This is a genomic window from Bacteroides salyersiae WAL 10018 = DSM 18765 = JCM 12988, from assembly GCF_000381365.1.
GTDB classification, from domain to species: Bacteria; Bacteroidota; Bacteroidia; order Bacteroidales; family Bacteroidaceae; genus Bacteroides; species Bacteroides salyersiae.
Window position 1 is genome coordinate 2,109,093 of sequence record NZ_KB905466.1, and the last position, 15,233, is coordinate 2,124,325.

Annotated in this window: 7 protein-coding genes; all 7 read right to left on the reverse strand. The window is 43.7% G+C overall.

Annotation, left to right across the window (positions count from 1 at the left end; all coding sequences use genetic code 11):
- Positions 1-37: 37 nt before the first annotated feature.
- The gene (gene xyl3A / locus HMPREF1532_RS07915; RefSeq protein WP_005927390.1) at positions 38-2,626 is read right to left on the reverse strand and encodes a xylan 1,4-beta-xylosidase; all 2,589 of its coding nucleotides are present in this window, start codon (positions 2,624-2,626) and stop codon (positions 38-40) included.
- A gap of 25 nt (positions 2,627-2,651) precedes the next feature.
- Entirely contained in the window at positions 2,652-5,207 is a 2,556-nt protein-coding gene (locus HMPREF1532_RS07920; protein ID WP_025819014.1) for a glycoside hydrolase family 3 protein, read from the reverse strand.
- 32 nt (positions 5,208-5,239) lie between these two features.
- A complete protein-coding gene (locus HMPREF1532_RS07925; protein WP_005927396.1) occupies positions 5,240-6,634 on the reverse strand; it encodes a glycoside hydrolase family 30 protein in 1,395 nt (464 codons plus the stop codon).
- An 11-nt stretch (positions 6,635-6,645) separates the two neighbouring features.
- Positions 6,646-8,934 carry a GH92 family glycosyl hydrolase gene (locus tag HMPREF1532_RS07930; RefSeq protein ID WP_005927398.1) on the reverse strand — a complete coding sequence of 763 codons (2,289 nt, stop codon included), beginning with the start codon at positions 8,932-8,934 and terminating at the stop codon, positions 6,646-6,648.
- Positions 8,935-9,056: 122 nt separating this feature from the next.
- A complete protein-coding gene (locus HMPREF1532_RS07935; RefSeq protein ID WP_005927401.1) occupies positions 9,057-10,043 on the reverse strand; it encodes a BT_3044 domain-containing protein in 987 nt (328 codons plus the stop codon).
- 29 nt (positions 10,044-10,072) lie between these two features.
- A complete protein-coding gene (locus tag HMPREF1532_RS07940; protein ID WP_005927404.1) occupies positions 10,073-12,085 on the reverse strand; it encodes a RagB/SusD family nutrient uptake outer membrane protein in 2,013 nt (670 codons plus the stop codon).
- A gap of 31 nt (positions 12,086-12,116) precedes the next feature.
- Positions 12,117-15,233: a SusC/RagA family TonB-linked outer membrane protein gene (locus tag HMPREF1532_RS07945; RefSeq protein WP_005927407.1), complete on the reverse strand. Its 3,117-nt coding sequence runs from the start codon at positions 15,231-15,233 to the stop codon at positions 12,117-12,119.

Sequence of the window (15,233 nt, forward strand, 5' to 3'; positions counted from 1 at the left end):
ACTAATTTACAAACAGTTCGTCTCAGCGTTCAGAGCATCATTTCAGCCTGATACTCAATTTATTTCCCGGTAACGTTTCCGAGCTATTACCATACATAATTTCATAATCTCCCGGCAGGATACGCATGGTATTGGTCTCCGGATCGAAGAATTCAAACGTTCTCGGCGGAAGGTCAATAGAAACGACAGACGATTTACCGGCTTTCAACGGTATACTACGGAAAGCACGGAGAGTCTTGACAGGTCCTTCCTTATCACCCACTTTGCGGACATATACCTGAACAACCTCAGTACCTTCGCGCTTGCCTGTATTCTTCACATTGGCTTTGAAGGTTACCGTCTGATTGGTAGAGATCACATTCTTACTCAAACGGCCTTTGGATATATCAAAAGTAGTATAGCTCAATCCGTAGCCGAAAGGATACAAAGGAGTTTCCGTCATGTATCTGTAAGTACGTCCTTTCATGTCGTAGTTTTCAAAATCAGGTAACTGATCCGTATTCTTGTAGAAAGTGACAGGCAGTTTTCCACTCGGATTATAATCACCGAACAGCACATCCGCTACAGCCGTTCCTCCGGCTTGTCCGGGATACCACGCCTGTAGAATGGCATCACATGATTTCGTTTCGGGTACCAGAGCGATAGCCGAACCGGAACAGTTCACGAAGATCACCTTTTTACCGGCCTGTTTCAATGCCTTCAAGATGTTACGTTGTACTTCCGGCAGTTCGATCGTCGTACGGTCACCACCACTGAAACCGGGGCAGTTGACAAAATACTTGTCTTCACCCTCCAGATCCGGAGAAATTCCGCCAACGAAAATCACAACATCAGCATCCGATACTCTCCCGGCAACTGCTTCAGGAGTTATCTGACGATAAACACCGATGTCAAAGCGCAACAACGCTTCCGCACCCGCCTGCATATACTCTACCTTGATTTTATAATCCTTTCCGGCAGTAGCTTTCAGTGTATATTCTCTTTTTGCACTGGCATGTGCCCCCCAGTAATCAATCACTTTCTCACCGTTGACATAGACACGATACCCGTCGTCGCCCTCGATAACCAGAGAATAATCACCGTTATTCTTCGGACGGAAGGTTCCTTCATAAGATGCAGTGAAGTTATACAGTCCGACTCCCGGAGCATAAACGGTATTTCCACCGTTGTTGAAATTGAAAGGGGTGCTTACCTGCTGTATAGCGGCTACTTCGCCTTTCAGATCCATATTATTCCAATAAGTGCCGGTGAAGCCCGGTTTGCCATTGTTGGACACCTCACTGAAATAAGAATCGAACACCTGATTAGTCAATAACTCGCAGCCCTTTTCATAAGGCACGTTACCAATCTTATTTCGTATTCCTTCCAAAATGGTGGATGTGTGTGACGGAGTCCCTTTATAATTACCCCATTGCATCACAGAATCCACTGCGTTCGGCCCCATAACGGCAATACGCGTACCTGTTTTGGCAAGCGGAAGCACACCGTTGTTATGCAGCAATACCATAGACTTACGGGTTACATCCAAAGCCATCTGCTTATGGGTTTCACAATCCACTGTATCGATACTGATTTTACTCCACGGAACCAGAGTATCATCGTCCATCTCTCCCAGTTCAAAACGGGCCTTCAACAGACGACGCAGGCTTGTATTGATCCGTTCTTCCGAAATAAGCCCTTTCTTTACCGCTTCTTCCAGATGGGCATATTCAATACCGCATTCCAGATCAGTACCGCTTAGTACGGCAGCGGCACTTGCATCCGCCGCATCCTTATGAGTGGCATGGCGGTCTTTATAAAAGAAATCGCTGATAGCTCCACAGTCACTTACCACCATGTGTTTATATCCCCATTCATCACGCAGAATCTGAGTCAACAGACGATTGCTGCCACAACAAGGATCTCCTTCAAAACGGTTATAGGCGCACATCACCTCTTTTACATCCGCTTCCTGTACCAGGTCTTTAAAGGCCGGCAAATAAGTTTCCCACAAATCGCGGGGAGAAATATTCTCCGCATTGAAATAATGGCGTTTGGCTTCCGGACCACTATGCACGGCATAGTGTTTGGCACAGGCATGAAGTTTGTCATATTTGGCATCGGCAGGGCCTTGCAGCCCATTAACGACTGCAACTCCCATACGGCTGGTCAGGTAAGGATCTTCCCCATAGGTCTCCTGTCCGCGTCCCCAACGCGGGTCACGGAAGATATTCACGTTCGGTGTCCAAAAAGTCAATCCCTCACAACGTACCCCTCTACGGCCTTCCCGATGTGCATTATGGTATTTGGCACGGGCCTCATCACTGACAACCGTAAACACATCTTCTACCAGCTTATCATCAAAAGTGGAAGCCATTCCCATTGTAATGGGAAATACCGTAGCTATTCCGGCACGGGCTACTCCGTGCAGCGCCTCATTCCACCAGTCATAATGGGCAATACCCAACCGCTCCACCGGGAAAGATTCGTTTTGCATCAGCCGTACTTTTTCTTCCAAAGTCAACCGCCCCAATAAATCCTCCGCACGCTGTTCCGGAGATAAATCCGGATTCTTGTAAGGTTCATTTTGCGCTACACCAGTGATAGCGATAGCACCCAGACATAAAGTAAATATAAGTTTTTTCATTCTTCTTTTCTTAATTAGGGAGATATTATAATTCAATGGTTTCCTGAAGTTTAATATCTTCAGACGAGCTTCCTATCAGGAACACATATTTACCCTCAGGAGTCACGAACTGCCGGGTTTTCTCATCCCAATAGCGCAGTTCCTTTTTCGGTACGGAAATGGTTACGTCTGCGGAGTTCCCTTTCTTTATATGTACTCTGGAGAAACCTCTCAACTGTTTCAGAGGCATATAAGTACCTGTCTCCGGATACTGAACATATACCTGAGCCACTTCATCACCATCGTATTTACCGGCATTGGATACCTTGAATGTAATATCGATCGTATCATTGGCTATCGAAACATTCTTCCTCTTGTAGTTGAACTTCGTATAGCTCAACCCGTAACCAAACTCATATAAAGGCTTACCCTTGAAATACTGATAAGTTCTGTTTTGTACTGAGTAGTTATCGAAAGAAGGAAGCTCGTCCAATGAGTTATAATAAGTCAACGGAAGGCGGCCGCCCGGATTGTAATCGCCAAACAATACCTCTGCAATAGCTGTTCCACCCTGTTCGCCGGGATACCAGGCATTCAATATGGCCGGAACATTTTCATCGATCCAGTTAATAGCCAAGGAGCTTCCGGCAACTAACACGACCACCGTATTCGGATTTACCTTGTAGAGTTCACGGATAAACTCCTGCTGATCGGTAGGTAACTCCAAAGAGTAACGATCCTGCCCTTCTCTCTCGATCGATTTATTGATACCCAAAACGGCAACGGTTACATCACACTCTTTGGCAGCCTTACCGGCATCGCCAAACAATGCCAAACGATCTACCTGATCGGTAGTAGGTACCTTCCAATAAAGACGCGCAAAACAATCTCCGCCGCCATCAAAATATTCCACCTGCAAGTTATATTCTCTGCCGGCTTCCAACTTCACTATTACATTATCCATCTGGGCACTTCGTTCTGTCCACGAGTCAATCAGTTTCTTTCCATCCAGAAACAGACGGCAACCGTCGTCCGTTTTCAGTCCCAATGTGTATTCTCCCGAAACGGCCGGTTTAAGAACACCGGTCCAGCGAATGGACATGGGTGCCTGCGGCTGGAACGGATCAGGACGGCTGGCGGGATCATAAATCAACTCTTCCTCCGTACGAACCGACGGTGTACCTTCCAACTTGCTATTTGTGAAATACTCTGCTTTCAAGCCGTTCGGGAAGTAGTTCTTGCTAATCGGATCAAAATCCGAGCCCGTAGATACCCAAGGGGCATATACAACTTCCACATTCGCTTTTTCAGCATACTTCCTGATACCATCGAGCACAGAAACGGGAGCGTTCTTCGGAATGCCGCTATAATCTCCAAATTCACAGTGACCGGCATTGATACCCACTACAGCAATGGACTTTACTTTCTTTAAATTTAAAGGCAAGAAGTTTTTCTGATTTTTCAGAAGAACCATACTTTGCCGTGCAGTTTCCAATGCCAGTTCCTGATGCTTCTTACAACCGATAACAGAGGGCTCTATCTGATTATAGGGATTCTGAGAAGGATCGTCAAAAAGCCCCAGGAGCATTCTGCCCCGCAAAACCCGGTAAGCGGCAGAGTCGATATCGGCTTTGCTTACCATCGATTCGTTATAGGCTTTCAATAACGGAGCCGTATATACACGGTCACCGCACTCCAAATCGAGTCCGGCTTTAATAGCTAATGTCGCAGCTGCGTCCAGATCTCTCACATATTTATGTTTAGTCACCATCCACTCGGGGGCGCTGCAATCTGAAACAATATAACCGTTAAAGCCCCAGTCTCCACGCAATACATTCTTTATCAGGTAGGTATTGACTGTACAGGGAACCCCGTTCACCGCATTGTAGGCCATCATGATGGACTGCGCCTTTGCATCAACGATACAACGTTCGAAAGAAGGCAGGTAGAACTCTCGTAAGTCCCGTTCGGACATTTTTGCATTACAGCTCGAACGGTTGTGCTCCTCATTATTGGCAGCAAAGTGTTTAGGAGTAGAAACCGTTTTCAAATAACGGGGATGATCGCCTTGCAAGCCCTTGACAAACTCGCAGCCGATCACTCCGGTCAGAAACGGATCTTCTCCGTAAGTCTCCGGAGTTCTGCCCCAACGCGGGTCACGGGCCATATTTACAGTAGGCGACCAGAAAGTCAGCAAGTCACTGGCACCGGCTATTTGTTTCTTACCATAATCCAGCTCTTTCCAACGTCCCCGCGCCTCATCCGAAATGGCGGAAGAGACCTCAAAAATCAGCCCGGGATTCCAAGTTGCCGCCAACCCGATAGCTTGAGGAAATACCGTAAACTCACCCGGGCGGACAATACCGTGCAAAGCTTCGTTTCCATGATAATATTTATCAATATTCAAGCGGGGAATCTCTCTTGCATCATTCACCAGCAAAGAGATTTTTTCCTCTATCGTCAATCTGGAGAGCAAATCTAAAAGACGTTCATGCTGAGGAGCATTCATGTCGCGGAACAGCTCGCCACCGTTCTGTGCCTGCCCTGCCAACGGCAATGCCAACAGAGATAACGAGCATCCGATTAATTTAAGAATCTTCATCATGTAAGTTTGTAGTTTAAATATTTAAAAGTTTAAAGGGTTATCGTGTTAAATGTTTTGGGAGCCAGTTTTACATTGGCCACATGTCCTTTGCAGGCTATCCTGATATTCCGTTCTTCCGTATCTTTATTGGCGCAAAGAATAACTACCTGTCCATCCGGATTTTTAAATGCCAATACATTATCTCCTTTCGATACACTCAGCCGACGAGCGCCTTTCTTCACGAAATGGCTCAAATGCTTCATCACATAAAACTCCGGTGTATAAATGACCTGTTTCGTCTGTGAGTCGATACGTATCATCGCATTTTGTCTCCATCCCCAAGAACTGGCACCATCATCCTGCAAAACCATATTCCAGTACATATAAGAGTTCACACCTCCGTTCAAATAGGTATTCAGCAAGTCAAATGTATGTTCTGCCGCTCCCCAGTCAAAAGTACCGCCGCCACACTCGTTTTCTGTCTGCATCAGTTTCATATCAAGGTATTTTTGATGAACATCAGCCACAATATCTTTTCCTTCCCACTGCAATCCGATGCCACGGATATATTGGGCGGCATCAGTATCTTCCATCACACAAGCCAAATCTGCCATCTTATTGCAGTTAAAAGTACCGAACCATAAATCGACATTCGGATGCTTCTCGCTAAATACCGGTCCTAAATATTTCCCGATAAAATTGGCCATCGACTTCGGAAGCCAACTGCAATTGGGCCATTGGTGCTTTGTATAGGGTTCATTCTGAAAATACAACAGCGAAACATCAATGCCATTCTGTTTATACTCATCAATGAATTTGGATAAATAAAGCGCATAAGCAGTCAGATATTCGGGCTCTTGTATAAGATGATCACCGGCCACTTCATTTCCTTCTCTGAAATCGTTGTGCTCACCGGGAGCAGTCGCATAATGTTTGGTGGCTTTCATCCAGACAGGAGGACTCCAGGGTGAAGCCCATAACTTGAGATTCGGATTGATGGCTAATGCGGCTTTTATATAGGGTATCACCCCACCCTTATCGCGCTCTATACTGAAATTCTTCATTTCAAAATCTCCCGGAGTTTCATTATAACTATACCAGTCACGGGCATAGTCATTCGCACCGACCGGTAAACGGCAGAATGTAAAATGCACGCCATCCGGGCCAAACAAAGCATTTAATACCGTATCACGCTGCCCTTCGGACAGTAAAGACAAAGCATCCCATCCTAATTCATTAAAGCATCCGCCAAAACCGTCAATCACCTGTTCTTCCGTATCCGAAACAATAACGTCGGCATCCGCGTCTGTCTGCCTCTGGACCTGCACGGGCGACCTCTGCCACTGAGCCTGCTCGGATGTAGTATAAATTTCCGCTTCTTGAATATCAGGTGATTTACAGCCCTGAATTGCTAAAAGTGATAATAATAAAAATTTAAATCTCATAGGTATATAGTTTAGTAGTTGTGTTTATGTTCCATTACATTAAGTGAGGGAGGTACATCATCGGCACTCGCTCCCCATTCCGTATTACATTGATTACCCATTACAAATTCGAGTTTTCCTCCGTTTTCTATATCTTCATGACGAAACCAGGGCTTTGACCATACTTTACCATTCAGCTTAGCCGACTGAATATATTTATTATCAACCGAACAATTACGGGCAACAATCTCCAAGACCTTTCCATTACTCAACTTCATTTTTACGGAAGAGAAGAAAGGACTTCCGATATGATATACCGGCAAGCCCGGTGTAACCGGATAAAAGCCCATCATTGAGAAAACGACAAAGGAAGAAAGACCGCCACCGTCTTCATCTCCGGGAACTCCCATCAAATCATTCCGAAACCACTGATGAACCAGCGAACGGATCCGCTGCTGGGTTTTCCAAGGGGCCTGTGCATAGTTGTACAGATAAGGAATGTGTAGAGAAGGCTCGTTAGCCATAGAAAATTGCCCTACATTTCCTGTGTGATCAGGGAGTTGGGCGTAAAATTCGTACTTCGGTTTCCCCAACCATTCACTGAAGGTGGCATCCAGGTTTTTAACAAAAGCCGAAGCGCCTCCCATCATATTTACCAAATCGCCGAAGTTATGCTGAACGTCCCACCGATAAATCCAACCGTTGTTTTCTCCATAATATTCACGTGCACCGAGTCCCCCGGAAAAACGATAATCAAAAGGCTCTAAAAACCGGCCATCCTTATCCTTGGGGTGGAAGAAAGAGGTTTGGGGATTAAACAAATTACGATAGTTGTAAGAACAGGACACATAATGATCCGCTTCCTTCTCCAATCCGAGAGCAGAAGCGATACGCGACAGACACCACTGGTCATAAGCTGTCCCTAACGTTACAGCGACCGATTGCCGTTTCTCAAAAGAGTTCACTTCAGGCACCGTTTCCTGTTCTCCCGATGCCAATGACGGGATATATCCTTTCTCTTTATAAAAACGGTCTATCCATCCGGCCTTTGCACTCGACCAGGGAGCCAGCGTCTTTTCTTCAATGGCAGCCTTCGTATAGGTATAGGCCTTCTGTAAATCAAAATCACGTACTCCTTTATACCAGGCATCCGCTATGACAGAAACTCCATGATTGCAATTCATCCGGCGCGAATCTCCCGTCACTTCCGGAAAATTAGGAAACCAATGGTCCGAACTGAACTCGGACATCCTCAGAAATGAACGGATGACATCCGTATGTTTTTTCCGGTCGGTCAATATTCGTAAAGGATGGGCCGCCCGATAACTATCCCAAATCCAGTCGTCCGTATAGTAAGCATAACCACCGTCTTCATGTATCCGATTATCGTATACACAGAAATAGCGGCCTTCTTCACTGATGTTTACCGGACGTTCCAGGCAACGGTACAGAGAAGTATAGAAAACGAAACGGTCATTTTCCGTTCCACCGGAAACACTGATTTTTCCAAGTTCTTCGTTCCAGATTTTGCGTCCTGCCGACGTTACCTTTTTCAGATCAAAGTCTTTGATCTCTCTTCGCAAGTTCCTTTTCGCTTGCTCCACACTGATATACGAAATTCCATAACGGACATTCAACGAAAGCGGAGCGGCATCCCAGCCGACCACCACGCAGGTATTATCCCCTTTTGCCTTGCGTTTGCCTTCCTCCCATTTATCAGATTGGAGAGTACCCGTCTTCGTCGGCTCCGTATCCGTCTCCATATAGATATATACCCGCAGGTTATTCCACATATTCTGATAACCGGAAATCACGTTACCGCTAACCTCCAATTCACCATTTCCGGCATTTAATATGAGATAAGGAGTTTTATCTTCCTTATAATCAAAATGATAAATTGCCGATTGGTGCGAAGGTGCAAACTCTACATGTAACTGCTGATTGCATAAATCCACCTGATAGTGATAAGGTTTGGTCACCTCGTTATCATACTCAAAATTGATTACCCGGGACAATCCGGATGCATCCCCCTGAAAAGGCGACAGGTTAAAAGCAAAAGAACCGCGATGGCTGATCTGTATCAACGGGAGCCCATGAATTTTATCCGAAGTATAATCACCACGCTGCGGATAAACTCTTAACATACTGTTGGGCAGATGTACGATCGGATAGGTAGGAACCAGCAAATGACTGATATTCCCCATATATGGATTCACATAATCGACCGGAGCTTTCGCCGAAGCAGCTTCCAGTTTTGTGATACCCGTCGTTCCTGCAACAAACAATAAAATAAGTATTTTCCGAATTATAGTATTTACCATAAGTATTACGTCTGTAAAAAAATGCTACCTTAATAAAAACAGGTCCCATGGAACGATTGGTTGTACATCTCTATCCATGAGACCTGTATTCAAAAAATCACTGAAAACAATACCTTTTTACCTTATGAATTGATCAAAGGTTCTTTCTTTGTCATCGTTTCTTCTATATCGTGCCAAACGTCATAATCGGCATCGCCATTACTACCGTCACATCCGTCTTTCAACAGACGATACCGGTAATGTAAATAGAACCTTTGAATTCTATCCAAATTGGTCTTCGTCTCTACATATAAATTGCTTTCACTGCTATCTACCATTTCAACCTGCATGGTACCCACCGAAGTTATTGTCAAAGTCGCATCCTCATTCACTGTTATACGTATCGCATATTTCTGAATATCCTCTTTCGTCAATTTAGAAACATCATACGTATTCATACCGGCAAAACAACGAATCGAATTCTTTGTCAAGGGAACAACCGGACGTGTCAATGAGAACGAACTATACCGGTCGATATCTTCTCCATTTTCCTTATAGAATATATCCATACCTACCGTCGAGTAAGTAGTTGAAGGCGATTGAAGAGCATAATCATTTTTCAGCAAAACGCGGTATAGAACCGTACGTTTATCCGGATTAATTTCATAAGCCGATACACTTTTAATTCGAAGAGGAATCAGATAAATAGAATCGGGAGACAAACCTTCCGGACGTACATGTACCGGAATAGTACCATAATTATCTTCACTCTCCGCTTTCAATACGGTGGTCATATCAGGTATATCGTACCGCTGTGGGTCGAGTGCGTGGGCAAACTTCGACTCATCAATATCAAAATTCAATCGGTTATACTCTGCCAGCGCTTCATTATCCGGTTCCAGTTCCACCAATACATCCGTATCTATATGCTTGGTTCCTCCACATCCGATACTTATATATCCGGTGGACTCTTGCTTATTCAGATCATGGTTCACTGAAAAAACCAGGTTATCATCGCTTAAGACATTTATCACTTTCTTGTACAATTCCTTATCAAACTGTGCATCTTCATTACAAGCTGTCATGCAAAAAGTTACAGCAGCTGCCAATAATATACGACTTGTTTTCATGTTCTTTTCCTTAAATACATAGGTTTATATTAATCATCCCATCCCGGATTCTGATCCAACTTAGGAGCTTTTCTCACTTCATTCCGGGGAATAGGCAAAAACACTGTTTTTTTATCAACCACCCGGTTACGATAGTCCGCATGATTGACAACTGTACGCTGGAAAAATTCGTTTTCAAGTCCGTCTATATTCATACCCTCGATAGGTTTGCCTTCTTCCTCTTCATAAATACCCCAACGGCGAATATCATAGAAACGACGTCCTTCACCCAAAAACTCAACCATACGTTCTGTCACGATCTGTGCATCCATATCCTCCTCAGTTGCATAATCCTGTGCCCGTAATCCCGGCAAGCCTGCTCTATAGCGAATCATATTGAACGCTGTGATCATATCCTGCAAATTACCGGCTCTCGAGAGTTCATAAGTTTCGCCACTCTCCATGGTTACCGTATGCGTAGAATTTAAATGATTGATGGCTTCCGCATAAGACAAAAGAATTTCAGCGTAACGAATAATCGGAAAGGCTTTGGCTACACGAGCAGAGCCGTTACCATTATACCAATTGTCTGAAGGATGAATATATTTCTTCAATACATATCCGGTTACAGCATAATTTCTATCCTTATGGTCTCCGGTAGCCATATTCTTTCCTGCATTACCATTCATATAATAATTCACCGTCAAATTGAAAGAACCGCTATTACTACAAGAAGTTCCCGGCCAATAACAACCACTAAATCCTACACAAGCATAGAATCGCATCTCACGATTACTGTACATATTATAAGTACCTCTATTTAAGCGATAACCAGAGAATGTCTGAACCCTTGTCGTATTACCTTCTTCCGAATATTCATCGGGAGCAGCTTCCTGAATTGTTTTTCCGTTACGCGTCTTATAAGCATCCACTAATTTCTGTGTCAGGCACATACCGCTATATCCTCCCATGACTGCCGGGAAAGATTGACGGGTATACTCTGCCACTTCTCCTGAATTACGCGCCCAGATCAATTCTTTATTTTGTGTCGAATAAGTTTCTCCATTAAACATATCCGTATAAGATTTCAAAGGGTCGATTCCTCCGGCGCCATTCGGAAAAGTTTCCGTAGGAACACCTTCCGGCAACTCAGGGGTAACATATGCGCCGGAACTTGAGGCTCCTACCGTATGCAATGTATAGCGTTGTCCGCCATCCATATCCATTACACGCTTGGCAGCAGCAGCTGCCAATGCCCATTTTCTTTCATCATAGGTTTGGGATACATATTGTACTCCATCCGTACCACGTTTCCAGTTTCCAAAATAGCGATAAGCTGCCGTTCCTCCATTAAATGCCGGACTAGCCGCCTGTAAACGTACGCGGGCTATAATTGCGTAAGCTGCCCCCTTTGAAGGACGGCCATAATTTACGACAGAAACATCCGCTGGAATGTATTTAGCAGCTATTTCCAGTTCGGAACAAATGTATTCCACTGTCTCATCATACGTGGCACGAGCCCGATCATAATACTCCGCCTCTTCATTCGTTTCCAGAACCTCATCACCCAAGAGTACTGCCGGACCATAATTCATCAGAATATAATAATAAGCATACCCACGAAGAAAATGAGTGTAACCCAATAACTCCTGTTTTTGCAAAGGCGTAATATTCGTACATTCGTCCATTCTGTTCAAAATAAGATTCGCTTTACGAATTACCTTATAACAGGTACTCCATACTCCTAATCCCTGAGTATTGGCAGCAGAAACAAGTCCTAAAGTCAATGCTTTTCCATGGAACAAGTCATAGCCCATCAACGTAAATATATCATCGGCAGCCGTAATACCGGGAGTTTCGTCATTTCCAAATATCTTACTCTCATCCGGCAACTCTCCTGCCGTTCCCCATAAATATTTCTCCAAATTTACCCGGTTGGCAAATACCGAGTCATATTTCAATGTATCATCAAAATATTTGTCAACACTCAAAAAATCGCATGAGCTCATTAATCCCAATACCAAACATGGGATTAACCAAACACTCTTATTTATGAATTTCATACTCATTCTATTTTAAATCAAAAAACAATTCTTAAAAATTCACATACATCTGGAAAGCAAAACGCTGTGGAATCGGATAAGCTCCACCATTGTGATCGGCCTGCTCTGCATCCCACAATTTCATCGGGCTCCAGATACACAGGTCAGATGCAACAAACTGTAAATCAAGAGAACGTACTCCCAAATATTTCAGTAATCTACCAGCCGGTAAATTATAGTTAACACTAATTTCCTGCAATCTCAGATAGCGTGCATTTTGATACCAGAATGACGAGAACTGAGTATTATTCTCATTCTTACCATAGCTAAGACGTGGGAATCTTGCATTCGGATTCTCTGTCGAAGGATCACCGGAATAAGATGCCGGAGTCCAACGGTTACTTTGGTCAGCAACAATCTTCAGCACATTACCGGTTTTTCCACCATAAAACGGTATATACCCTTCACCATTCTTTCCTTTATCCCAATATCCGTTGTCATCTACAAAATAGTAGTCTGTCTTTCCAGTTCCTTTAAACAAGACCCCTAAAGTCAAATTCTTATACCGGAATTCTCCACCAAAACCATACATCAGACGCGGATAGTTCGGATAAGATAAAGGCACTTTGTCATCATCATTAATCACACCATCCCCATTTACATCTTTATATTTGATATCTCCCGGCAAATAATCTCCGAACGTCTGCTTCGGACTGGCGGCTATGTCCGCTTCGTCACGGAAAAGCCCCAAAGCAATATATCCACGGAATGCATTGTTTACATAACCTGAATAGTTTTGATAATCATACTTTTGTACAGCCTGTTCCCAATTTTTCACTTCATTGGCCGAATAAGTAAAGTTTCCGCGCAATGTAAACGACATATTTTTATTGATATTCTGAGTAAATGAAATATTACCGTCTGAACCATAACTTACCATCTTTCCGACATTACCGAAAGGCATTTTCTGTAAACCAGCATAGTCAGGGATTTGTTGACGTTCCTGATAGATACCGTCACGTTTATCATAGAAAACATCTACTACAAAATTTAAACGTTCTCCAAACAGTTTACCTTCAATACCAATATCCGTTTTCTTGGCAATTTCCCATTTCAAGTTATCAGCGCCTATCGTCTCTTCTGTGATATATCCGTTGGTACTTCCCCAACCACCACCATCACCAGTTTTCAATAGCGTCAGATAAGGGAAACGAGTATTTGTCAAACGGTCGTTACCTACCGTACCGTATGATCCACGGATTTTCAAAAAGTCCAACCATGGCAATTTCTCCCGTACCCAATCATATCCGGTAGGAACCCATCCCACAGCTACTGCCGGAAAAAATCCGAAACGATCTCCCTTTGCAAAGTTGGCCGAACCGGTATAGCCAAAATTCAAATCCAAAAAATAAGTATCACGCAATCCGTAAGTGATTCGTCCTGACAGACCCTGATAACGGATAGGAATAGCATACATGCTCCTTAAACTTTCATCTTTATCATCAATATCCTTATTCATCTTCTGCTCACTACTCATATAGTAGTACAACAGCCCACTCAGGCGGTGTTGTTCGGCAAAAGTCCTTTCATAATTCAACATCGATTCGAAATGTACTTTATAATATTGCTCGTCTTCATGAGTGTACTTCACCGGTTCGCTGTCTAACTTCTTATATAGTCCCAATTCTCCGGTATAACGACGGCGATCTGCGTAATACATCTCGGGACGCACATAACGTTTCTCCTTCAAGTTCAACTCCGTATCATAAGCTATCTGTGCCCGGGCACTCAAACCTTTAGTAACCATAGAAAGATCTTGCTTCAACTCTACAGTCGATTTTCCACGGAAATGACGTGTATTACTCATACCGGTGTAATTCAGCATGACATAAGGTGAATAAGCATTATCTGCTCCATAAGCCGGTAATTGTCCGGTAGAATAAACTCTTGGAATAGTCAACGGTGTCAAATTGCGCTGTGTGGCCCATAAAGCATCCGTATCGGCATTACCGGGCTCTGCCTTTTCTGAAATAAAACCATCGGACCCAAAGTAAACCGTAGTTGTTTTAGTCAGATTAATATCTAAATTGACGCGATAATTGTAGGTGCGATATCCGACTTTTGTGGAATACTTAGAAGATTTTTCCTGTTTGTAGGCAGAAGATTCATTAGACATGCCCAAACTCAGATAATAACGTGCAAGGCTACCACCGCCTTTTGCATTTATATAATAAGTCTGCTGCAAAGCATTACGATTCAAAACCTCTTTCTGCCAGTTTACATTCGGATACAAGTCCGGGTCTAACTGATATTTGATCAAGTCCAATTCCATGTCTGAATACAAAGGCGTGTTTCCTCTGACTCTAAGAGCCTCATTCGCCAATTTTGCATAATCATAAGCCTCCAGATATTCGGGCATATTTACCATATGAGAAATAGTCCAATTGGCGCGGGCTGTAATCTGCAATTTATCTGCCGTACCTCTCTTAGTAGTTACCAAAACAACACCGTTTGCACCACGAACACCATACACTGCTGTTGCAGACGCATCTTTCAATACCGAAAAACTCTCGATATCCGAGGGATCTATCTCGCTCAAATTACCCTCCAAACCGTCAATCAACACCAAAGCACTGCTGTTGGCACCGAAAGTACCGATACCGCGAATCCAAAACTCTGAGATATTTTTTCCGGGTTCACCACTACGCTGAAGTGAAATAACACCCGGAATACGTCCACCCAACATATTGTTGATATTCGTTGCCGGAGTTTGTATGTCTGCTATATCGACATTGGTGATAGCACCTACAACGCTCACTTTACGCTGCGTACCCATACCTACAATAACCGTTTCTTCAAGTACTTGCGAATCCTGTTTCAATTTAATAGAAATATTACTCTCCGATTTCGTCACCAAATACTCTTCCTGCTTATATCCCAAAAATGAAACAACAATCACATCATTTTTCTGAGCTTTCAAAGAAAATTTACCGTCAATATCCGTGACAGCTCCCACTCCCGGAGAATTCTTAATAAAAACACTGGCTCCAGGAACCGGCATATCCAAATCATCAAACACTTGTCCGGACACTGTAAATGTACTTTTTTGTTGTGCAAACACAGCAACACAGCCACACAACAAGAACAATAAAAATATATATTTCTTCAT